The 20,274-nt window shown below is 48.5% G+C and carries 24 protein-coding genes, 1 tRNA gene and 1 pseudogene; 14 read left to right on the top strand and 12 right to left on the bottom strand.

Translation table 11 applies throughout. The features are described 5' to 3' along the window. Positions 1-236: 236 nt before the first annotated feature. Positions 237-425: a hypothetical protein gene (locus tag NFR90_RS03325; protein ID WP_251450698.1), complete on the bottom strand. Its 189-nt coding sequence runs from the start codon at positions 423-425 to the stop codon at positions 237-239. Between the two features lie 129 nt (positions 426-554). Here NFR90_RS03325 and NFR90_RS03320 point away from each other — a divergent pair, with 129 nt between their 5' ends. The 9 genes from NFR90_RS03320 to NFR90_RS03280 all read left to right on the top strand — a co-directional run bounded on the left by NFR90_RS03320 (position 555) and on the right by NFR90_RS03280 (position 3,701). Further along, positions 555-875 carry a helix-turn-helix domain-containing protein gene (locus NFR90_RS03320; protein WP_251450696.1) on the top strand — a complete coding sequence of 107 codons (321 nt, stop codon included), beginning with the start codon at positions 555-557 and terminating at the stop codon, positions 873-875. Positions 876-953: 78 nt separating this feature from the next. Continuing rightward, positions 954-1,151, top strand: coding sequence for a hypothetical protein (locus NFR90_RS03315; RefSeq protein WP_251450694.1), 198 nt, complete (start codon positions 954-956; stop codon positions 1,149-1,151). Between the two features lie 2 nt (positions 1,152-1,153). After that, on the top strand, positions 1,154-1,435 hold the full coding sequence (locus NFR90_RS03310) for a hypothetical protein (RefSeq protein WP_251450692.1): 282 nt from the start codon (positions 1,154-1,156) through the stop codon (positions 1,433-1,435). Further along, complete coding sequence (locus NFR90_RS03305; protein ID WP_251450690.1) at positions 1,419-1,760, top strand: single-stranded DNA-binding protein; 342 nt, start codon at positions 1,419-1,421, stop codon at positions 1,758-1,760. Before NFR90_RS03310 ends, NFR90_RS03305 begins: the two co-directional genes overlap by 17 nt. A gap of 2 nt (positions 1,761-1,762) precedes the next feature. Beyond that, positions 1,763-2,080, top strand: a complete 318-nt coding sequence (locus NFR90_RS03300; protein ID WP_251450688.1) for a hypothetical protein — start codon at positions 1,763-1,765, stop codon at positions 2,078-2,080. Between the two features lie 271 nt (positions 2,081-2,351). Next, a complete protein-coding gene (locus tag NFR90_RS03295) occupies positions 2,352-2,567 on the top strand; it encodes a hypothetical protein (RefSeq protein ID WP_251450686.1) in 216 nt (71 codons plus the stop codon). Next, positions 2,551-3,108 (top strand): 3'-5' exonuclease, encoded by a 558-nt coding sequence (locus NFR90_RS03290; RefSeq protein ID WP_251450684.1) that lies wholly within the window; start codon positions 2,551-2,553, stop codon positions 3,106-3,108. The genes NFR90_RS03295 and NFR90_RS03290 overlap by 17 nt, the downstream gene beginning before the upstream one ends. Further along, positions 3,098-3,487 (top strand): hypothetical protein, encoded by a 390-nt coding sequence (locus tag NFR90_RS03285; protein WP_251450682.1) that lies wholly within the window; start codon positions 3,098-3,100, stop codon positions 3,485-3,487. Before NFR90_RS03290 ends, NFR90_RS03285 begins: the two co-directional genes overlap by 11 nt. Beyond that, entirely contained in the window at positions 3,480-3,701 is a 222-nt protein-coding gene (locus NFR90_RS03280; protein WP_160336022.1) for a helix-turn-helix domain-containing protein, read from the top strand. Before NFR90_RS03285 ends, NFR90_RS03280 begins: the two co-directional genes overlap by 8 nt. Positions 3,702-3,767: 66 nt before the next feature. Here the strand turns inward: NFR90_RS03280 and NFR90_RS03275 are convergent, their stop codons facing one another. From NFR90_RS03275 to rpsU, 8 genes are all read right to left on the bottom strand, one after another. Beyond that, positions 3,768-4,313 (bottom strand): Panacea domain-containing protein, encoded by a 546-nt coding sequence (locus NFR90_RS03275; RefSeq protein WP_251450680.1) that lies wholly within the window; start codon positions 4,311-4,313, stop codon positions 3,768-3,770. Between the two features lie 108 nt (positions 4,314-4,421). Beyond that, positions 4,422-5,675: a tyrosine-type recombinase/integrase gene (locus NFR90_RS03270; RefSeq protein ID WP_251450678.1), complete on the bottom strand. Its 1,254-nt coding sequence runs from the start codon at positions 5,673-5,675 to the stop codon at positions 4,422-4,424. A gap of 173 nt (positions 5,676-5,848) precedes the next feature. Continuing rightward, positions 5,849-5,925, bottom strand: a tRNA-Ile gene (locus NFR90_RS03265). A gap of 9 nt (positions 5,926-5,934) precedes the next feature. Further along, the gene (gene rpoD, locus NFR90_RS03260; protein ID WP_251450676.1) at positions 5,935-8,517 is read right to left on the bottom strand and encodes an RNA polymerase sigma factor RpoD; all 2,583 of its coding nucleotides are present in this window, start codon (positions 8,515-8,517) and stop codon (positions 5,935-5,937) included. A 279-nt stretch (positions 8,518-8,796) separates the two neighbouring features. Further along, positions 8,797-10,110 (bottom strand): Na+/H+ antiporter NhaC family protein, encoded by a 1,314-nt coding sequence (locus NFR90_RS03255; protein WP_160336027.1) that lies wholly within the window; start codon positions 10,108-10,110, stop codon positions 8,797-8,799. Positions 10,111-10,114: 4 nt separating this feature from the next. Beyond that, positions 10,115-12,064, bottom strand: a complete 1,950-nt coding sequence (gene dnaG / locus NFR90_RS03250) for a DNA primase (protein ID WP_251450674.1) — start codon at positions 12,062-12,064, stop codon at positions 10,115-10,117. A gap of 109 nt (positions 12,065-12,173) precedes the next feature. After that, entirely contained in the window at positions 12,174-12,620 is a 447-nt protein-coding gene (locus NFR90_RS03245; RefSeq protein WP_251450673.1) for a GatB/YqeY domain-containing protein, read from the bottom strand. Positions 12,621-12,653: 33 nt separating this feature from the next. After that, positions 12,654-12,866 (bottom strand): 30S ribosomal protein S21, encoded by a 213-nt coding sequence (gene rpsU, locus NFR90_RS03240; RefSeq protein WP_008811706.1) that lies wholly within the window; start codon positions 12,864-12,866, stop codon positions 12,654-12,656. A gap of 259 nt (positions 12,867-13,125) precedes the next feature. On the opposite strand from rpsU, the gene NFR90_RS03235 reads away from it, so the two are divergent. Next, a complete protein-coding gene (locus NFR90_RS03235; RefSeq protein ID WP_251450671.1) occupies positions 13,126-13,818 on the top strand; it encodes an AAA family ATPase in 693 nt (230 codons plus the stop codon). A gap of 73 nt (positions 13,819-13,891) precedes the next feature. Further along, positions 13,892-14,923 carry a tRNA (adenosine(37)-N6)-threonylcarbamoyltransferase complex transferase subunit TsaD gene (gene tsaD, locus NFR90_RS03230; protein ID WP_251450669.1) on the top strand — a complete coding sequence of 344 codons (1,032 nt, stop codon included), beginning with the start codon at positions 13,892-13,894 and terminating at the stop codon, positions 14,921-14,923. A gap of 12 nt (positions 14,924-14,935) precedes the next feature. Here the strand turns inward: tsaD and ybaK are convergent, their stop codons facing one another. From ybaK to ispH, 3 genes and pseudogenes are all read right to left on the bottom strand, one after another. Then, positions 14,936-15,427, bottom strand: coding sequence for a Cys-tRNA(Pro) deacylase (gene ybaK, locus NFR90_RS03225; RefSeq protein WP_160334972.1), 492 nt, complete (start codon positions 15,425-15,427; stop codon positions 14,936-14,938). Further along, positions 15,420-15,851, bottom strand: a complete 432-nt coding sequence (locus NFR90_RS11605; RefSeq protein ID WP_255453139.1) for a methylated-DNA--[protein]-cysteine S-methyltransferase — start codon at positions 15,849-15,851, stop codon at positions 15,420-15,422. Before NFR90_RS11605 ends, ybaK begins: the two co-directional genes overlap by 8 nt. Before the next feature lie 63 nt (positions 15,852-15,914). Next, a pseudogene (ispH, locus tag NFR90_RS03215) lies at positions 15,915-16,838 on the bottom strand (4-hydroxy-3-methylbut-2-enyl diphosphate reductase); the annotation flags it as partial. A 332-nt stretch (positions 16,839-17,170) separates the two neighbouring features. On the opposite strand from ispH, the gene rpmB reads away from it, so the two are divergent. The 3 genes from rpmB to NFR90_RS03200 all read left to right on the top strand — a co-directional run bounded on the left by rpmB (position 17,171) and on the right by NFR90_RS03200 (position 20,268). Further along, positions 17,171-17,404, top strand: coding sequence for a 50S ribosomal protein L28 (gene rpmB / locus NFR90_RS03210; protein WP_008811700.1), 234 nt, complete (start codon positions 17,171-17,173; stop codon positions 17,402-17,404). 12 nt (positions 17,405-17,416) lie between these two features. Continuing rightward, the gene (gene rpmG / locus NFR90_RS03205; protein WP_160334970.1) at positions 17,417-17,584 is read left to right on the top strand and encodes a 50S ribosomal protein L33; all 168 of its coding nucleotides are present in this window, start codon (positions 17,417-17,419) and stop codon (positions 17,582-17,584) included. Positions 17,585-17,754: 170 nt separating this feature from the next. Continuing rightward, positions 17,755-20,268 (top strand): sensor histidine kinase, encoded by a 2,514-nt coding sequence (locus NFR90_RS03200; RefSeq protein ID WP_251450667.1) that lies wholly within the window; start codon positions 17,755-17,757, stop codon positions 20,266-20,268. Positions 20,269-20,274 lie beyond the last annotated feature (6 nt).

Genomic DNA, 20,274 nt, shown 5'->3' with positions numbered 1-20,274 from the left:
GCAAACTCCGGCAACTATCTCTACCTCTGCCGGAATCGCCCAACAAATGCCGTAACGTTGCCGTGTCGACGCCGTGGAGTTCGTAGTCCTGAATGCGTAAATTGAGGGCATCACGTTTACGGAGGTCTCTCATGACTCGTTTTTTTGCCCACGCATCCATTACGTCTCGAATAATCGAGTTCTGTGATCGGTCCGGATCGTCTGAAACGATCTGGCGAATAACCGACATCGTTACGTCAGTGAGCATCGCCCTGACCTCGTTTGTCCCTTTGTCTCTCATCGTTTTTTACCAACTCCCAGGCCTGTTCTGGCGTGATTTTTCCGAGGCGTATGGCTGCGCCGATAACTTCGTCCTGCTGACGAGTTGTCAGTTCATTAGGCCAGTTATGAATTGCGCCACGAGTTAAACCCAACGCTCGGCCCAATGCGGCTCCTGTTTTGAAAATTGCGATTGCTTTTTCTTTCCTCATACATAAATTGTATATGAGCATAGACACGCTTTGTCAAGTCGATTCGTCCATCCTCATACACAATCCAATCAATAAACTATCCGTATGAACACTGTTGCTGAAAGACTTGCTTATGCACTAGCTATCAGAGGACTTTCTCAGTCAGAATTGGCCAGAAGAGCGGGAATTACTCGAGGCACTATCTCAAATGTCATGAAAGGCGTTGCAAAAACCTTTACGGCAGAGGTAGCGTTAAAAGTTGCCCGGGCTTTAGATGTTGATCCATATTGGTTAGTTCTTGGCGAGGGTAGAGCGACCAACGACACTATCCAGAGAGGAATTCCGGAAGAAGCCAGTGAAGTAATTAGAAAATTGTCTGATGATTCGCAACAAATTGCGATAAACATCCTTAGACAATTGAAGTAATTTTAAAAAAAAGTATATCTGAATAGACATTCTTTAAAAAGTCTATTACCATAGACGCATCTCAACACGAGGTGCGTTATGCAAAATCAATCAAAAACCACAGTATTTATTTTCTTCTCAGAGTCGCAGGCCATTGCGTTTTCTGAGGCCGCCCGCACGCTGCTGACGTGGGCCGGCACATGCTGCATGACAACTCAGCATGCACAGCCAACCAGAACGCTCTGGAGCGACTGCGTTCGCATCCTCTCGCAACGAATGAATGACATGCCGGAATAAAAATGTCAAAGCTCAGCAAGATATTCAACAATGCGATAGAGGAGATGGCCGCAGAAAACAGCTTGAAAACTGCAGTCCCCGGACCCGTCGCAAAACTCAACGTATCAATCAATCTGCCAGACGACCAATCGCTCAGTGTTTCATTTGTGAGTTTGATCAGCCAACAAACTGAGGGCGATCAGAAATTCATCACGATTCTGACCAGCGCTCAGGCACAAACTCTGGCAGCAGAAATTCTCAAAGCGCTAGCTGAAATCAAGGAAGAAAATGGCATCAGTCAATAAAGTCATTCTGCTCGGGAACCTCGGCTCTGATCCAGATGTCGACACCCTGAAAACCGGAACCAAAATCGCTAAATTTTCTCTGGCCACCACCCACGTCCGCAAAAACGATCGGAACGAGCGAGTCGAATCAACCGAATGGCACCGAGTGACGTTTTTCGGCCGACTGGCCGAGATCGCAGAGCAATACATGATGAAAGGCTCCAGCTGTTACGTCGAGGGACGCCTCAAAACTGACCGTTGGGAGGATTCAAACGGCCAGACACACTACTCAACGCAAATCATTGGTGAAACGCTGCAGTTACTAGGCAGCAATATGCGGAGGTAAGCATGGAACAAAAATCCAAAGCCTGGCAGAAGATAACGGGCATAAACACAGAAATCGTTCGTAAAACCTTGTCTGTCAAACAAAGCATCGCTCAATCAGTCGATCTTCCTGCCGATACTACTCTTATTGACCTGATAGAGGGCAGCAGGGTGGAGCTAGCGGATGGCTCTGGGATGAGCTTTGCTGTCCTTCATTTTGTTGATGCCAATGACAATCGGTTTGCATTCCTGGCAAGTCCGCTGGAATTGGAGGCTGTGCGGAACATGTGCATGGATATTTTGAAAGACATGAACCGTGGCGCCGTCAGCACTCCTCAATAAAAACACACGGAGGTAATTATGGATAGGAACAATCGAATTTTTGAAAGGGTCAAGGACTCATTAAAACAAAACAACAAAAATCTTTCTCCCGAGGATTTGGAGGTTGTGAAATGCATCTTTGCCGCGCTTGTTACAGGGGCGGCTGCAGGTAACGAGCGAGACACATACAGCACTGCCTCCAAATTGTTAAAAATCGCAGAAAGCTTCGGGCTTATCAAGAATCCGCCTTCTTGCGATTAGTTCTTTTGGTTCCCAGATAAAGCAATTGATTATGAAAACAGGCGAAAAATTCACATTCATCCTCAGCGAACGAGAGGCCGGCATCGTTCTGGCAGCGCTCGAGTTCGTTCTGAAATTATGGGTCCTCGTCCCGTTTAGAGACGAGAAGAGTGAGCTGGAAGCAGTCAACACCCTCGTTCATCGTCTCATGACTGAGGGCTGTCAGATAAAAACGGAACTGGAGAAAAACAATGCTCAGCGACTATAAAAAATCTGTTCATTTTGTCCTCGACATTGAGACACTCGGAACGCGCCCTGGATGCCCAATCCTGCAAATTGGCGCTGTCAGAGTAGAGTCCGGCATCGCAACCAGACAAAACGAATTTTTTGCCTCTGTCGGATCAAACATGAGGATCGGACTGAACACATTGGAGGCGGCGACACTGCAATGGTGGCAAGCGCAGCATCCTCAGCAGTTCGAGGAAATACTCGACAACAGTGAAAATCACGAGATTGCAGATGCTCTGGACGGCCTCATTGAGTTCTGCACTCCCGTGAGACGAGGAGAGTGTCAGTTTTTTTGGGCCAAACATCCGTCGTTTGATTTTCCGATTCTCGACGCTGCGTTTGAAAAATTCGATCGACCGACTCCATGGAGATTCTGGCAAATCAGAGACATTGCCACGCTGGAGGACGAATTGTTTATTAAAAACGAGCCTGCCAAAAACGACCACAACGCACTATTCGACGCAATCAACGAGGCAAACGTTCTCATCGATGCGGTCTGGGGAGACGAATATGATCGTTAATTTTAAATGTACAGATCAGGATGCAGTGCGTATCCAGAAGTGCCTCTGGCACGGATTTCATGATTTCTGCGATGGCGGATTCAGCGGAGGAGGCATGCTCCACGAGTTTCAAGGCTCATGCAACATCCTGGACCAAGCGTTCCGCGAGGCTGATCGCATCGAAAAGTCTTCCGACGGTGGAATCTATATCACGGAGCAAGATGCTTACTGGATTCTGGGACTGATGAAACGAGTTGAACGAGCAGGAGCCGAATTATGTGGAAAAGGCTCTGTTGCCTGGCAGGGCGGCCCTAAAAATCTTCAATACTATCTAAAGGCGACGCTGCAGGCGCATGAAAAATGCAGAAAAGACCACAAGACGGAGGCGAAAAATGATTGAAAAACTCACATTCCCTGAGGCCGCCAAATACCTACAAATCTCAGTCAGCACACTTGAGAATTATGTGGCTGGCGGTTATTTTAGAAAAATCAACGGAAAACGGATATTTGTCGCTAAAGACTATGGTTTTCCACGCCCGTTCTTACGAGGTGGCGTTCGTTGTTTCAAACGATGCGACCTAGACAAATGGGAAAAGCAGCAGATGTCTGCGTAGACATAGAATAAGGCCCTGCGGGGCCTTTTACAATTTTAGGCCAATCTTTTCCATAAGTTGTGTAGCTCATGAGACCAAATCAGCAATTAATTTGTCATATTCATCCTGCTCTTGCAGGGATTTCATGATTGCGTCTGTTTGTCGTTGATCCCGACCGTGATTCCTCAAAATATCTTCAATTTTAAGCGGCAGCCTAAATTTCCCAGGGGGGTGCCACTCAGGGCAATGTTCAGTGGTATGAGTCAGCTCTACTAAGTCAAATGCATCATAGTGACCATACTTCTCATAAACCTTATCAAGGATCTTAATTGCAGCATCACTTAAGTGGTCGAAAGAATTTATGGTGAAGTCCCCCTTCTTAAGAGAGAACATGTTTTGCGCATTGCATTCAATCCATTTTGACCAGTAAGGATCTAAATCTATTATGTGGAATCTGTCTAAAGTGTTGGAAAGAACCGGCCCACACGGTAATGAAAAAAGCTCATCCCCAGTAAGTCGGCTTCCATGACTTAAAAGAAATTCTCGCTCGGAAAAGTACATAAACTTCATAATGTTAATGTACCTTACCGGTTGCTTCGCCTTCCAAAGGAAGTAAGCCGCAACTTGAGCCACTGTCTGCTCCTTGTACATATGCCTCCTCTTTTTTTAAGAACGAAAACAACAAAGCCACAATGCACAATGAGTTAGTTTTCCATTGTTTTATATTGTTGTTTTAGTCTGTTACAGACTCTCATAGACTTTCTTGAAACAATAAGTTGCCCATTCGTTCATCATTTCCCTGCGGCGCTTGAAGTGTTCGTTTCTCTCGTACGCTCCGTTATAAATGTCCTTCACCTTATGATGCAAACAGAGTTCTGCAATTCTTGGATCAAAGCGCCTATCGTTTCCTAAAGAATCATCTTGAGCCCACGTTCTGAAGGTTGCTCTGGCGACACCGTGCAAGGTTGGTCGTACCGATTTTCCCAACTTTGCGGTCTGCGCTGCATCGATCCAGTCCTTCCCTGAATCTTTAATAAGCCGGGAAACCATACTGTCAGACAACGCTCTTCCCAAACTATTTTGAAAGATCAGTCCCGACGCATTATCCGGTTTGAAGCCTTCCAGCCAATTAATCACAATTTCCGGAAGCGGTACGATGAGAGAACCGTTTTCAGACATTTTCAACTGTTCAGGCGGAATAACCCATTCTCGATTCTCAAAATCAATCTGCTCCCACGTTGCCAAACGAGCAGTTCCGGAGCGAGTTGCGGTGAGTACGGAAAACAAGAAACAACGGCCTGAAGCAGTATCTCCAAAACGGTCATAAATGCAGCGAAAAAGAGACGGCAGCTCCGCAACGGAGATAGCGCCTCGATTTTTAGTGACATGTCTCTCTCGTGGCAGCAAATACTGAAGAGGGCCGGTCCTATCTGCGGGATTGGAAATCGAAGTTAAATTTTTAGCAATTGACCAATTAAATACTTGACGGGTAAACCTCAAGCAGCGATCTACCGTATCCGGCATATGCCAAATCGGCTGAGCAATCGAAGCGACCAATGCCGGCGTTACCTCATCCAGAAAACAATCCCCTATCACCGGAAAGACATACATTCGCATACGGCCATTAAAAACTTTATGAGCCTTATCCAACTCCTGCCAATTCCCTACTTCAATATTCCAGGCAGCGAATTTTTCTGCCGCTTGACGGAATGTAAGTCTGGTTGGAGACTCTCCGGTTGATTTTTTTCTTTCAATAAACGCTAGAAATTCCTCGTCGTTCATACCAGAGAGCTGAGCAGCGCTTTTTCGTGCCTCAGCAATTGAAACCTTAGGGTATGAGCCGAGAGCAACCTCTCTTGCTTTACCCGAACAATATCGTCGAAAAATCCAGTTACGATATTTTCCTCGGACTCGAAAACACAAACCGGGAGAGGCTGCATCTGTATACTTCCCATTCGGCAGCTCACAATCCAGCGCTTTAACCGTAAACCTCATTTCTCTGCCCCCAAAATTTCCCCTAAACAATTTTATATTTTTTTCTATTGTTTTAGTTTATTTTGAAAATTTAGAACAATAAAAAAATCCCTGAAGACGTAGCATCTTCAGGGGTTTTCATCGTTTTTTATATTGGTTTACGTTGTTTTCTATTGTTTTCGTTTATGGTGTTTTGGTGGCCCCAACAGGACTTGAACCTGTGACCAAGCGATTATGAGTCGCCTGCTCTAACCAACTGAGCTATAGGGCCTTCCGGAAGTTAAGAATCGCTTCCGCCTTCCATGAAGCTCTTAAGTTTATCAGATCTGCTCGGATGACGCAGTTTCCTCAAAGCCTTGGCCTCGATCTGACGAATTCTCTCACGAGTCACGTCAAACTGTCTACCCACCTCTTCCAAGGTGTGATCCGTGCTCATCTCAATGCCGAAACGCATTCTCAGCACCTTCGCCTCTCTCGGGGTAAGGGAGTCAAGAACCTCTTTGGTAATCTCGGTAAGACTGGACTGCTGCGCGGCTTCCGCAGGCGCAACGGTTCCAACGTCTTCAATGAAATCACCAAGATGAGAATCCTCATCATCACCAATCGGCGTTTCCATTGAAATCGGTTCTTTTGCGATCTTCAGGATCTTTCGAATCTTGTCCTCCGGCATATCCATCTTCTCAGCCAAAACCGCAGGATCAGGCTCAACACCGGTCTCCTGGAGAATCTGACGTGAAATTCTGTTCATCTTGTTAATTGTCTCAATCATATGAACAGGAATACGAATCGTTCTGGCCTGATCGGCAATAGAACGCGTAATCGCCTGACGAATCCACCAAGTCGCATAAGTTGAGAACTTATAGCCGCGGCGATATTCAAACTTGTCAACAGCTTTCATCAAACCGACGTTGCCTTCCTGAATCAAATCCAGGAACTGCAGACCGCGGTTGGTGTACTTCTTCGCGATAGAAATCACCAGACGAAGGTTGGCTTCCGTCATCTCGCGTTTTGCCTTGCGGGCTTTTGCTTCACCGGTCGCCATCTGGTTATAGACGTCTTTCAGATCTTTCAGAGGAAGCGTCACAGAATTCTGAATATCCGCAAGCTGCTGCTGAAGTTGCTGAATTTCAGGAAGCTTTCTCTTCACTTCGGCTGCGTAAGGCTTGTCACTGTCGGCAATCGCCTGAGTCCAGGCTTTATTGGTTTCATTTTCCAGGAATTCCTTAAGGAAAAGCTCTCTGGGCATCTTGGCGCGATTGACAACAACATCGTAGATTCTGCTTTCGTACTTACGAACGGTCTCTACCTGATTCTTCAGCATCGTGCACAGACGTTCAACCGTATTGGCAGTGAAACGAAGCGACAGGAGCTCTTCCTGAATTCCGTCCTGAGCCTTGATGAAAGCCGGTGAACGATAGCCTTCAGCCTCGTAAGCACGCTTCAAGTCATCATAAAGCTCTTTGCAGTGATCAAGCTTAGCCAGCACAACCGTCTTCAGTTCGTCGATCTGACCGGCTGTCATACCGGAAGCGCCGATATCAGTACTTTCGTCATCGTCAGCAACCTGCTCTCCGGCCTCTTCATCAAGACCGTCAACCAGACCGTCAACGATCTGATCAATCTGCATAGTGCCGTTGCGAACCTTCTCCGCGTCTTCCAATATCGCAACAATGGTTGTCGGGCAGCCGGAAATCGCATGAACCATGTGTTTCAGACCATCCTCAATACGCATAGCGATTTCGATTTCGCCTTCACGGGTCAGCAGTTCAACCGAGCCCATCTCACGCATGTACATGCGGACAGGGTCGGTTGTACGGCCAAATTCACTGTCCACCGTAGCAAGAGCGGCTTCCGCTTCTTCTTCAGCGGCATCGTCGCTTGCTGTCGGAACAGAATCACCGATCAGAAGATCATCCGCTGTCGGAGCCTGTTCATAAACCTGAATACCCAGGTCGGCAAGTGTCGAAATAATTGAATCAATCTGATCGGAATCAACGATGTTGTCCGGCATGTGGTCATTGACTTCAGAGTAAGTCAGATAACCACGCTCCTTACCCATACGGATAAGAGCCTTTAACTTGTTCAGACGAGTTTCTTTGTCGTCTTCGACGTGATTGGCATAGCTGCGGTTCAAAGCTTCTTTCATCGCTTTGTCGCGGGCTTTGCCTCTGCCTCGAGTCGACGCGGGAGGAACATAAGACTCGGCAATGGCGACTTCTTCATCAATAGAATCGTCGTCAGAATCGCCGACTAAATCGTCTTCATTGTGTTTGTGTTCCTGTTTCGGCTTACGACCCGGACGACCGCGTTTGGCGGCAGGTTTAGCTGCGGCCTTTGTTTTGGCTGCCGGTTTTGCCTTCTCTGCTGCGGCTTCTTCTGTTTCAGCAGTTTTCTTCGCAGCCGTCTTCTTTGTCGTTGTCTTCGACTCAGCTGCGGCTGTTTTCTTCGCTGCTGTCTTTTTTGCGGCAGGTTTCTTAGCCGCAGGTTTTTCTTGAGCTGCTGTTTCAGCCTTTACCTCGGCTGTTTTGGCCGCAGTTTTCTTTGCAGCGGCTGTTTTCTTTGCTGCCGTTGTTTTGGGCTCTGTCTTAGCGGCTGCAGAAGCCGTTTTCGCGGCCGCTGTTTTCTTAGCCGCCGGAGCCTTCTTGGCCGGTTCGGTCTTTACCGTCTCTGCCGGAGCTGCGGCAGCTGCTTTCGTCTTAGCAGCGGCGGTCTTGGCAGGAGCCTTTTTAGCTGCGGCAGCTTTAGTGCCGGTCTTCTTCACTGTCGCGGCTGCGGCAGCGGTTTTGGTTTCTTTCTCAACAGCGGTCTTTTTTGCTGTTGCTGTCTTTTTTACTGCAGTTGTAGTTTTTTTGGCAGTTGCCATCGTTCAACCCTTTTGATGTTCCCATCAAAATGAAATTTCGCGCTGAAGAAACGCAAAAGCCCCTATAATGCACTTCGTCATTACACAGGTTCACATTTATTCGCACGAAAAACCGGAACGAGAAGAGCATGGGCTTTCGTCATAGAGTGCGGCGCTTTTCGCCGATCTTCCCTTCTAACCTCTTCAGCAATCCGGTGTCTTTTAAACGCCTCCGATCTTTCCACGATCTCCTGGGCGTATAAACAATGTTACCGACAAATCGGTGCCTCGATTGTATCATTACCTGCAACTAGTACTTCCACTTATTCGTGAAAAACTGTGCCGAATAATCCCGAAAATGGGAAGAAGAAATAGAAAAAGCGCCGTCACCACGCAGGTCTGAGGAGCCCCGATTGTCGCAACCGGAACCGCTCCGGCAATCGACCACGGCAGAAGCGGAGGAATCACGATCGCAGTATCTTCAAGACTGATCGCCATCTTTTGTCTATCCGGTTCTATCTTTTTGCAAAGCTGTTCTGTAAGGATCACCGCAAGCATTTGATTGCAGGAAATCGCCGCAGTTAGAAATGCGGTAAAAACAATCGCTGTGTATTTTCCGCTTCGTGCGGCAAGCGATGCGACAAGCCCCTCGATATGCTTAAGAAGCCCGGTCTGCTCAAAAAGCCCCGCATAGGTGCAGGAAACCATAATGATCAGCGAGACCTGGACCATCGATACGAGCCCGCCTCCGTCCATAAGGCTTCCGGCCTGCGCATCGCGGCACTGATATCCGTAAACCAGCATCTTTGCCGTGCTCATCCAGTCGGCGCCCTGCACTGTCATAAAAACAGCCGATGCAGCGGCAATCGAGGCGGCGATTGTTATCTTGATATCCTTCTTCAGGGCGACCAGCCCAAACATGACAAAAACCGGAATCAGCAAATACCAATTCAGAACAAACTCTCGTGACAAAACGGAGGAAATATCAACGGAAGCGGACTTTGTGTCGGAGAAAAGACCAACTGCCAAGTAAATCAGAGAGCTGACCGTAAAGGGGAGCCAACCGGTCTTGACCATCAGTGCCATATTCTTATACAGGTCCGTCGACGTCACCAAACAAACCAGCTGAGCGCTTGTCGACACGGGAGAACATCTATCTCCGGTAAAGGCTCCGGCAAGGACCGCGCCTCCGGCCCATAGAGGAGAAACACCCATGGAAACGCACATCGTCATCGTTACCACGCCCATGGTGGCAGCCGTACCGAAGGAAGTGCCAATGAGTGTACTGAGAAGCGCATTAAGCAAAAAAGTTGAAAAAAGGCAGACCTGAGGCGTCACGACTTCGGACGCATAGCTCACTAGAAGAGCGACGGTTCCGGAAGCTCTCCACGAAGCCGTTAATGCGCCAATTAACAGCATGACGATAATAATCGTCGAAACCTTCTTCACACTATCAAGCGAAGCCTTGAGAAGGACCTTAGCCGACGAACCCTTCAGAAGGCCGAAAAGGAAAAACAGCAAAAAGCCAAACAAGAGCGCATATACAATCGAAAAACCTGTCGCAAGACAGAGAATCAGAACTGCAATAAATAATCCGAGAACACCAAGCTCCATTTTTTTACCTTGTCCTAAACGTCAGTTCCTCGTTAATTTTTCTGTCAGTATCTCTTATTTCCTGGCTCAGTTGCTTATTGACGCCAAGCAGTGACTGGAAAAGCTGACGCTGCTCCTGTGTCAGCGAATTACCTGAACACAGCGCCTTTCGCTGCTGCTCCACCTTTTCAAATTCAATCTGCAGAAATATTCTTTTGGTTTCCAGTCGAGCAAGACTTAAAGGTGTGCGCAGAGTTCTGCCTCTTTCAGAAGCGCTTTTAATATCCTTATCTTCGCCGTCAGCAAGCAGGAGTGTCTGGAGAATATTTCTGATTTTCTCCATCTCGGATTCAAACACTTCCTCCTCTGAGGGAGACGGAAGTCCGCCAAGAGAAGACAGAAGCGAATCGCCGTTATCATCTTCCTGACATATCTTCTGCAGTACCTTAAAAATTTTATCTGACGGTCCGAGTTCTCCGGAACTGAGATGCTCGGTAGCAGCCCCCTCAAATTCCAGAGCGAGTTGGGGATAGCGCAGAAAATTCCGCAAAAGCACAAGGATCGGTGTCTCAGGTTTAGGCGGAAGCGTCTTACCCGAACTCGGGGTATTGAATCTTCGCGCACCGAACCCGCCTTTGCCGAATCGGGCTGATGCGCCGTTTCTGAAACCGCTTGGTCTCGGAGCGATCGGCGCGACTTTTTCAAATCCGAAATAGCGTGCCAGCTGATCTGTATCTTTGTATCCGGCAGCCGTTGCAATTCGTTCAATCAGTCCGTCGCGCAGCAGCACGCTTTTTGTTTTACGAATATAAGGAGCGGCCGCATCGAGAAAAGCACCCTTGTCTTCAAGAATAGACAAATCCAATCCTCGGGAGGTCGATTCAATTAAATAACTCGATAAAGGCAGGCCCTGAGATATCAGCTTCTCAAACGCTTCCGGACCCTGATTTTTCACAAGGCTGTCCGGATCTTCTCCTTCCGGCAGGAAGACAAACACCGCTTTCTGAGCGTCTTCCAGAAGCGGAAGACAAATATCCATCGCGCGCAGCGCCGCCTTACGACCGGCCGTGTCGCCGTCGAAAGAAAATATAATGTGGTCCGTCATTTTCAGCAGACGTTCCACATGTTCGGATCGTATCGCCGTCCCCAACGGAGCGCAGGACTCCCCGAAGCCGGCCTGCGAAAGCTGAATGGCGTCCATCTGACCTTCAACCACAATGACGCGTTTCTTTTCCTGAATGCTTCTTCGCGCTTCGTAGAGGCCGAAAACTTCTTTGCCTTTAGTAAAGATCGGGGTGTCGCCCGTGTTGATGTACTTAGGCTCCTCGCCAATCATGGTTCGGGCGCTAAAGGCGATAATTTGTCCGCGAATGTTACGGATCGGGAACATCAGACGGTTTCTGAAGAAGTCATAAAAACTGCCGCCGTTCCCTTCTCTTTGCAGCCCGGCATCGATCAGCAGTTTTCTGTCATCAGGGGAAAAGACCGAGTCAAGGTTATGCCAGCCGTCGGGCGCAAAACCGATGCCGAATTTTTCAAGCGTTTCATCTGTCAGTCCTCGGTCTTTGATGTACTTTTGGGCCGCGGAATTGTCCAGGAAGCGATTACGGTAATACTTCTGAGCCCTTTCCATGATATCCGTGAGTCTCGGTTTCTCCGGATTTCGGTTGAAAGTCGATTTACCGTCATAGACAACCTTCACTCCGCATTCCTGGGCAAGCTTCTCCACAGCGTCCGGGAACGGAAGATTCTCGTACTTCATAATGAAGCCGATCGCGTTGCCGTGTTCTCCGCAGCCGAAGCAATGAAATATCTGCTTATCTCTGCTTACTGAAAAGCTCGGGCTTTTCTCGTTGTGGAAAGGACAGCAGGCCCAGCCGTTTGCACCCTTGGACTGCAGCGGCACTCGGCGGTTCACAACTTCATAGATATCCGCCCGTTCCAAAAGCTCTCGGATGAAGGTCTGCGATATCAATTCAAACTCCTATTTTTACCGAGCACCGTGCCCGCAACCTATCGTTTTGACAAAACAAAAAGCCCCGTCGGCGTAAAAACCTTCGAGGCTTTAATTTATGAGATCGGACTTACTGAGTCAGCTTTGCTTTAATCAAGGCAGATACTCTGCCCATATCAGCTTTGCCTGCGACTTTGGGCTTCACCAAGCCCATTGCCTTACCCATCGCAGCCATTCCGCCGAGTCCGGCGCCTGCCAGAACCTCATCGATAACGGCTTCGAGTTCCGAATCTGAAAGCTGAGCCGGGAGGTAGACCTTAAAAAACTCGATCTCTGCAGCCTCTTTTGCGGCCAAATCTTCACGACCGCCTTTAGTGTACTGCTCAACAGAGTCATTTCTCTGCTTAATCAGCTTTGCGATAATCTGCTGGAGCACGGCGTCATCGGCAACGATCTGCTCATCCACTTCTTTCTGTTTAATTGAAGAAAGAAGCATACGCAAGGCACTCAGTTTTTCCTTCTCATGAGCGCGCATCGCGTCGCGCATGTCAGAAGTGATCTGATCCTTAATACTCATAGCCTTCTCTCAATAAAACTCACTAAAAGCCGATTAGTACAGCTTCTTCGGGAGCATCATGCTGCGAAGACGCTTGTAGTGACGCTTGATCGCGGCAGCTTTTTTGCGCTTGCGTTCAGCTGTGGGTTTTTCATAAAACTCACGAGCGCGGAGTTCTGTCAGGAGACCGCTCTTTTCGATCGTGCGTTTAAAGCGACGAAGAGCGACTTCAAAAGGTTCGTTTTCTTTAACACGGATTGTGGGCATCTAGCACCTAAACTTAAAAAACTGTTTAAAAGATTACTGTGAGTATGCGTTGAGCAAAAATACGCTCCCATACTCGAAAAAGGGCAATTCTAATGCATTTTTAATTTCTTTGCCGCAACAACCGTCCGAAAAGTAACAATATTTGAGCAGTATGAAGGCAGAAAGCGCTCTGTTTTTATGTGCAAAATGGGTTGAAAGTTCCGATGTTCACTTCCTCGGCCGCCAAAATGTACGGCAGTCACTGAATTAGGAGCGTCTGATGGATGATTTAAATGATTACTCATGGTGTGCTTTTTATCCCGCTGCCGCTAAAGCGCTTTGTTCCTATCAAAACAAACGGGCAGCCCTGCTTAAAGAACTCTATGAAGCGCTGCCTGCGGAAACTGGTTATCTGCATGATCCGGAGCGCAAGCCTCTCAAAGACATTGATCCGTTTTCTGTTTTCGGCATCCTGAATCGACACATCAGTCAGGAGAAAAAGACAGAAACCGCCGAAGCCTTTAAAAGGATTTTCGGCTTAAAAGAGCCGGTTCCGCATAACTACCACGGCATTCCGCCGCTCAGCAATGAAAACTCCATATTTTTCGGATTCAAAGACGGACAGACTGAGAAAGACATTGACAATCTTTGGCAGTTTTTTATTTCCGTACTTAACGACGAGAGCTGTGTCGGAGTGCAGTTTGACGAGATGACCGCACATCAGTACGGCATTAAATTCAATCTAACCATCGGCATGTATTGGATCCGACCGGAAAAATATTTCCCTTTAGATACTCCGAGCAGAGCGTTCCTTGAGCGTCACGGAATCAAGTGCTCCTCGACAAGCGTCCCGGCCTTTAAGGATTACGAGCAAATCTGTACCGGCGTACGTGACCTTCTCCCAAGCCTTCCGAACAAGCCGAAGAGTTTTGCGCAGGTCACCAGAGGAATCTATCTCTCGCTTCAGAAATAGCGCGTTGGTCTTTCGATCCGACAGCGAGCGTCTTAGAATGTTTGCTGTCTAACTTCTTACATTGATAAAAGAGATGCTGATACTAGGAATTGAATCTTCCTGTGATGAAACCGGGGTAGCGCTTTACGATCCCGAAAAAGGACTGCTTGCCGACGCTCTGCACTCTCAGATCGAGATGCATCGTCTTTACGGCGGCGTGGTACCGGAACTCGCAAGCCGAGATCACATTCGAAGAGTCATCCCGCTCATCAACGCGGTGATGGACAAAGCCGGCAAAAAACCGTCCGACCTTTCCGCCGTTGCAGTTACCGAGGGCCCGGGTTTAGCCGGAGCACTCCTTGTCGGCAATTCTGTCGCGCACGGCATCGGATTTGCGCTCGGAGTTCCCGTGATCGGCATCCATCACTTGGAAGGACACCTGCTCTCTCCGCTGCTGTCGGACAATCCACCGAAGTTTCCTTTTATCGCGCTTTTAGTTTCCGGCGGTCATACCCAGCTCATGGAAGTCAAAGGGCTCGGTGAGTACAGCGTCATAGGAGAGACGCTTGACGATGCGGTCGGCGAAGCCTTTGACAAGACTGCTCAGGCGCTTGGCAAGGCTTATCCGGGCGGTCCTGCAGTCTCGGCAATGGCGGATATGGGACAGTCCGGCGTCATCGACCTGCCGCGCCCTCTGCTTCATTCGCCCGACTGCAACTTCAGCTTCTCCGGTCTTAAGACCGCAGTCATGAACACCATCCGCAAACACAGCGGTCCTCTGACCGATGAGTACAAGAACGACTTGGCAAGAGCGTTTGTGGATTCAGTGACAGAAGTTTTGGTTGCAAAGAGCCTGCGCGCGCTCAAGCATTACGGGTATAAATCTTTAGTTGTCGCGGGCGGCGTCAGCGCCAACAAGCAGCTGAGAGAGGCTTTAAGATCAGCCTGCGGCAAAAGAGGCGTTAAGGTTTACTTCCCGCCGGCCGCGCTCTGCACGGACAACGGCGCAATGATCGCGGCTGCCGCAGCCGCGCATCTGAAAGAGATTTCGGAAGGCGCTTCCGAAAAAGAGGATGGCTTTTCAATCAAGCCCCGCTGGTCACTTGAAGAGTCCGGCAGGGCATGATTTACAACTGAGTTATTTCTCGATGGCGCATTCCACTTGGACTGCGCCAAGTTTTTCTGTTAGCACTGAAGGCTGAATCTTGACATTAAATCCTCTTCTTCCGCCGTTGATATAAATGAACGGCAGATCAAGGATCGTTTTTTCGACATAAATCGGCATGTGTTTCTTTGTGCCGAATGGGGACGTTCCTCCCACCTGATAGCCGGAATTCTTTTCAGCGATATTGGGCTTGCAGGGTTCAATATGCTTGCAGCCAACCTGTCGCGCGAGATTCTTTGTTGAAACTTCCCGATCTCCGTGCATCAGGATAACCAGAGGTTTTTCGTGCTCGTCCTGCATAATGAGTGTCTTCACGACCTGATGTTCATCCACTCCGAAGCATTTCGCAGCCTGTTCCGTGCCGCCGTGATCAATGTACTCATAAACACCCTCTTCGAAAGGGACTCCGTTTTTTTTGAGCCAAACAGTTGCCGGCGTGGCCGATACATGTTCTTTCTTACTCACTTGAAGCTCCACTGTAATGTTTTTCGTGATTCAAGAGCCATAATTTAATCGAAACATCTTCGGCTTTATGGTTAAAGCCGCCCGAATTGCCCTTACCGACCACTCGGTGGCAAGGAACAAAGATCGGCAGAGGATTATCGCCGCAGGCTCCACCCACCGCTCTCGGGCCGGAATGAATTTTCTCGGCAAGCGCTCCGTACGTCATTGTCTCGCCCGGTTCAATTTCAGAGATCACCTTCCAGACTTTCTGTCTGAAAGCGGTTCCACCCACACTCGGCTTCCAGCCTTTTACCGCAGCGATATCGCCGCTCAAATACTTCTGAAGCGCTTTGACTGCCGGATGATTTCCGTACTGATCCAGATTGGTCTCGCAGGGCTGAGTGCTCAGACTGACTCGGGAAAGCTGTCCGTCCTGAAAATCCATTCGAATACTGCCAAACGGCGCGGAGATCTGCGCACTCGGTATTTTTGCGGCATTGTCCACATCTTTCTGCCAGAGTCCTTTGGGAAGCGGAAACTTGACATCTTCAGGCGTTCCGCCAAGCGTTCTCACCTCATCGGCGCCCAAGTCTCTCAGTCTGTCGACAATCTCCTCTACGAGAATTTCCGGAGCGCTTGCTCCCGCGGTAATCCCGACATTTTCCACGCCTTCAAACCATGTTGAATCGATTTCCTCGGCATCATCAAGCAGATAAGCTTTTGCACCGGCGCCTTCGGCAACTTCCCGAAGGCGGTTGGAGTTCGAGCTGGATTTAGAGCCCACAACCAAGACCAGGTCCACCTCTTTTGCGAGCGCCTTAACCGCATCCTGACGATTTTGCGTCGCATAGCAAATATCCGCTTTCTTAGGTTCTACAACTTTAGGGAAGCGCTTCTTTAATTCATCGATGACCCGTCTGGCGTCGTCGTATGAAATTGTTGTCTGGCTGACATAAGAGACTTTTTCCGGATCTTCGACTTTCAGATCCCAGACCTGCTTGGGCTTTTCCACGACTTCAATCGCGGAAGGAACCTGACCGACCGTACCTTCAACTTCAGGGTGGCCGCGGTGTCCGATCATCACGATTTGGTAGCCTCCTCGATGCATTTTGCTGACTTCAGCGTGCACTTTAGTGACAAGAGGGCAAGTCGCGTCATAGATGATGAGATCTCTTGAGCGAGCCTCTTCCTCCACCGCTTTAGGCACGCCGTGGGCCGAGAAAACCACAACAGAGCCGTCCGGAACTTCCGAGACTTCGTTTACAAAGATTGAGCCTTTTTCACGAAGCGTGCTGACCACATGTTTGTTGTGCACGATTTCGTGCCGCACATAGATTGGCGCGCCGTGCACAATCAATGCTCTTTCGACAATCGCGATCGCGCGGTCAACGCCCGCGCAAAAGCCTCTGGGTTCCGCAAGAAGAATCTTCATCTTTCCACTCTGAGTATTCAATGTTCAGATATCATATTCAATCTGACGATCTTTGTTTCGTACCGATCGTCTTTTCTGTCCGCACATCTTTGCAAGAAGATGTGAAAAAAATAAACACCGCTCAGCTCTGCCGACAGGCCTGCCGGCCTTTAAATCGACTGCACAGCGAGAGCTCGCAAAGCATTTTCCTCAGTGCCTTTCAGAGGATATTTCTAACTGTCTTGTGCAAAAAGAGAAAAAAGTCAGTATAATCTCGGTTTTTGGTCCTCCCCGAGCGTATTTTTTCGGCGAGAGGAAAGTTTTATAACAGTTATTATTCTGGAGAGTTAGCGATGGCACGAGTGTGTCAAGTCACCGGCAAGGCTCCCATGGTTGGCAATCGCGTCTCGCACGCGAATAACAAGACCAAGCGCCGCTTTATGCCCAATCTGCAGTACCGCCGTTTTTGGGTTGAAAGCGAAAATCGCTGGGTTCGTTTGAGAGTTACAAACGCTGCACTGCGTACGATTGATAAGAACGGCATTGAAGCTGTTCTGGCGGACCTTCGCGCCCGCGGCGAAATCTAATAGGAGTTCACCATGGCGAAAGGAATCCGTGAAAAAATCAAGCTGGCTTCCACTGCTGGAACCGGCCATTTCTATACAACCACGAAGAACAAACGTAATCAGAGTGGCAAAATGGAAATGTCTAAGTACGATCCGGTTGCTCGTAAGCATGTGATCTACAAAGAAACCAAACTGAAGTAATTCAGACTTTGGGTAAAAACCGAAGCTTCGGCTTCGGTTTTTTTTGCCTTTGAGAAACGACCCTAGGCAAATATTTTGGCGTGCGCTCTGAAAATTGGAATAATATCGTCTGAACTCAGCTCCCGGGCCTCTTCCGAAATTCCTCCTCAGAAGACGCAGATAACAGCAACATGACCGATAAGCCAAAGAATTTCTCTGTTCCGCTTCCAACAGAAGTCGATGTCAAAGTAGAAGAAAATGTTATTCAGAAAGACTTCAGCGGCTACCTAACCAGAGCGCTTGCGTGGACGGCGCTAACTCCGCTGTTCATGCTCGGTTTCATGCATTTCAGTCAGCTGATGAATGCCACAGAAATCAATGATTGGCGTCAGATTGAAATCACTCGGCAGCTGTCCAATCGAATTTCCGAAGAAATTTACAGCCTTGCTAATTTCCTAAAGACAAGCGGAAATATCATCCGAGCTGAAGATATCCCGGTCAGGAGCACTGAAGCTCTTTTCGGAGAGAGCGCTAAATATCAAAAACTTTTTGATATCTCTGTTCTGAATTCAGAAGAGTCTCATGAAATTGAAAGTCCTTCTTCTGCCGATGCAGCTCCAATCGGCAAAAAAAAATCTTTCATCCGCGTCGACGATCGAGGTAATTTTTGCATTCGAGAACCCGTCACGGAGAAAAGCGGAAAGAAGCTGCTTCTTCAGGGATGCATCTCTCAAAAAAAGTTTTCCGAAATCATTGCTGAAACGATTCGCTCCGAGCCTTTCACGGTTCAGCTTTTCACAAATAACAACAGAAGCATCTTTCAGGAATCCCTGAACACCAAAAAACAATACGCTCCGTTCGTTCCGACGGAAGCTTTTATGTCAGTTGTCCGATCTCATCTTCTTTCTCCGCATCCGCTATGGCGAACCGATCAGGTCCGCAACAACTCTCAGGTTTTATCGGCCTCTTCAGTTAAAGCGACCGGATGGCTGCTTGTCGTCGGGCAGCCGGTCGCTGTTAGAGATGAACAGCTCTCATCATCGCTTTTAACCTCCGGAGCTTTTCTTATTCTCGGCCTGATCGGCACATTCGTCGTCGGCTCTTTCCTAGGGACGCGACTTACGCGCAGCGTCGAATGCGTTATTGAGCAGCTTGAGGAATTCAAAAAAAACAACCGAGTGGTTACACCATCTGCGGAAAGATTTAAATACGCACCGCTTGAGCTGCAGACCGTTTCCAAACAATTCAAAAGTTTGGCGCAGGCCGTAGTCAGCAGCCAGGAAAAACTTAAGCTGTCCAACGAAACGCTGACCGAACAGGTCAATCTTCGAACGGCTTCACTCAACAAGAGAAACGAAGAGCTGAAGAGCCTGCAGCAGCTGCTTGCTCCGCTGGAAGAACCGCCAAAAATCGTTATCGGCAAGACGATTGAACGATTCAAAGAAATCCTATCCCTGGAAGTGCTCTATTTCACAGACGCGGAAAAAATACCGAATGCGGAAAACTACATCGCCGTCAAATCTTCGCCAAATGAAGTCCTAGGCTATCTCTGTTTTGCAACGGTTCCGGGGCAGGAACAGGCCTCGGTATTTTCCTCGATTCTTCGTCTTGCGCGTTCGATTTCCATTGTGCTCGACAACGAAAATATGTTTCGTTCCATCAAAGTCGATCACTCCCGCTTCACCGCATTAATGGAATCCATGAGCGAAGGAGTCATCCTTATCGGACAATCAGGCAGTTTTCTTTTCTTTAACAAAAAGGCGGAAAACCTACTCGGCATTACTGAGCAAACGCCGTTAAATAGTGTTGAGGCTTATCTCTCAGAGGGCTTTAGGACCCTTTTTTCAGCAAACGCAGATGAAGCACACCTTATTCCGCATGAACCCGGCGTCACAAGAAGACTCGTCAGCAAGACCGATTCAGACTTTTTCCTGGAGATCTCAACATTCATTGTTCCCCACTTTCAGGGCTATGGTCAGCGAATGGGGCTTATTATTCGCGACATCTCAAAGGAGATGTCAATCGAGCGCATGAAGGGGAACTTAGTGTCCATCGTGGCTCATGAACTAAAAACACCGATCACCACAATGCGTCTTCAGGCAGAAACGCTTGATCGAATGATTTCAAACGGCAGGCCGGAGGACGCAAAAGAACTGATCGGCGATATGCTTTCTGAAAGTACACGGCTGCAGAATCTCATTTCCGACTGGCTTGATGTGTCAAGAATCGAAGCCGGCGCTTTAGTGATTCGTCCGAAGGTCCAGTCTCTGGGCGTGCTGCTGCGCATGGCAGAAAAAGTTGTGAAGCAGCACTACCCGGATCTGAAGATTGAGACCAATATCGACAAAGACGCTCAGTGTATTCTGGTTGACAAAGACAGGATACTTCAGGTGTTCATCAACATTCTGGATAATGCGGCCCGATACCGTTCTTCGGATTCCCCGATCTGTCTTGTCAGCTCCTCTCTGAAAGGAAAAGAAATCGAGGTTTCTTTCTCAGACAACGGAGTCGGAGTCCCGCCGACACATCTGTCAAAGATTTTCGATACTTTTTATCAAGTGGACATGAGCAACCGCAGAAAAGTCGGAGGAACCGGCCTAGGTCTGGCGATTTGCCGAGGCATTATGGCAGCCCACGGAGGAAGGATCTGGGCTGAGTGTCACAGCGGTAAAGGAATCACAATTAAACTACGCTTTCACTTGTAACTCAAA

It is taken from the genome of Parasutterella muris, from assembly GCF_943193095.1.
Taxonomy (GTDB): domain Bacteria; phylum Pseudomonadota; class Gammaproteobacteria; order Burkholderiales; family Burkholderiaceae_F; genus Parasutterella; species Parasutterella muris.
Note: the sequence above shows the minus strand (reverse complement) of the source record. Positions and strands in the feature narration are given on the sequence as shown.

What these genes read in the sequence shown, in the direction of transcription:
- NFR90_RS03320 (WP_251450696.1), top strand. Translation starts at nt 555, where the DNA reads ATGAACACTGTTGCTGAAAGACTTGCTTATGCACTAGCTATCAGAGGA.
- NFR90_RS03315 (WP_251450694.1), top strand. Translation starts at nt 954, where the DNA reads ATGCAAAATCAATCAAAAACCACAGTATTTATTTTCTTCTCAGAGTCG.
- NFR90_RS03310 (WP_251450692.1), top strand. Translation starts at nt 1,154, where the DNA reads ATGTCAAAGCTCAGCAAGATATTCAACAATGCGATAGAGGAGATGGCC.
- NFR90_RS03305 (WP_251450690.1), top strand. Translation starts at nt 1,419, where the DNA reads ATGGCATCAGTCAATAAAGTCATTCTGCTCGGGAACCTCGGCTCTGAT.
- NFR90_RS03300 (WP_251450688.1), top strand. Translation starts at nt 1,763, where the DNA reads ATGGAACAAAAATCCAAAGCCTGGCAGAAGATAACGGGCATAAACACA.
- NFR90_RS03295 (WP_251450686.1), top strand. Translation starts at nt 2,352, where the DNA reads ATGAAAACAGGCGAAAAATTCACATTCATCCTCAGCGAACGAGAGGCC.
- NFR90_RS03290 (WP_251450684.1), top strand. Translation starts at nt 2,551, where the DNA reads ATGCTCAGCGACTATAAAAAATCTGTTCATTTTGTCCTCGACATTGAG.
- NFR90_RS03285 (WP_251450682.1), top strand. Translation starts at nt 3,098, where the DNA reads ATGATCGTTAATTTTAAATGTACAGATCAGGATGCAGTGCGTATCCAG.
- NFR90_RS03280 (WP_160336022.1), top strand. Translation starts at nt 3,480, where the DNA reads ATGATTGAAAAACTCACATTCCCTGAGGCCGCCAAATACCTACAAATC.
- NFR90_RS03270 (WP_251450678.1), bottom strand. Translation starts at nt 5,675, where the DNA reads ATGAGGTTTACGGTTAAAGCGCTGGATTGTGAGCTGCCGAATGGGAAG.
- rpoD (WP_251450676.1), bottom strand. Translation starts at nt 8,517, where the DNA reads ATGGCAACTGCCAAAAAAACTACAACTGCAGTAAAAAAGACAGCAACA.
- NFR90_RS03255 (WP_160336027.1), bottom strand. Translation starts at nt 10,110, where the DNA reads ATGGAGCTTGGTGTTCTCGGATTATTTATTGCAGTTCTGATTCTCTGT.
- NFR90_RS03245 (WP_251450673.1), bottom strand. Translation starts at nt 12,620, where the DNA reads ATGAGTATTAAGGATCAGATCACTTCTGACATGCGCGACGCGATGCGC.
- rpsU (WP_008811706.1), bottom strand. Translation starts at nt 12,866, where the DNA reads ATGCCCACAATCCGTGTTAAAGAAAACGAACCTTTTGAAGTCGCTCTT.
- NFR90_RS03235 (WP_251450671.1), top strand. Translation starts at nt 13,126, where the DNA reads ATGGATGATTTAAATGATTACTCATGGTGTGCTTTTTATCCCGCTGCC.
- tsaD (WP_251450669.1), top strand. Translation starts at nt 13,892, where the DNA reads ATGCTGATACTAGGAATTGAATCTTCCTGTGATGAAACCGGGGTAGCG.
- NFR90_RS11605 (WP_255453139.1), bottom strand. Translation starts at nt 15,851, where the DNA reads ATGGATTTTCAGGACGGACAGCTTTCCCGAGTCAGTCTGAGCACTCAG.
- rpmB (WP_008811700.1), top strand. Translation starts at nt 17,171, where the DNA reads ATGGCACGAGTGTGTCAAGTCACCGGCAAGGCTCCCATGGTTGGCAAT.
- rpmG (WP_160334970.1), top strand. Translation starts at nt 17,417, where the DNA reads ATGGCGAAAGGAATCCGTGAAAAAATCAAGCTGGCTTCCACTGCTGGA.
- NFR90_RS03200 (WP_251450667.1), top strand. Translation starts at nt 17,755, where the DNA reads ATGACCGATAAGCCAAAGAATTTCTCTGTTCCGCTTCCAACAGAAGTC.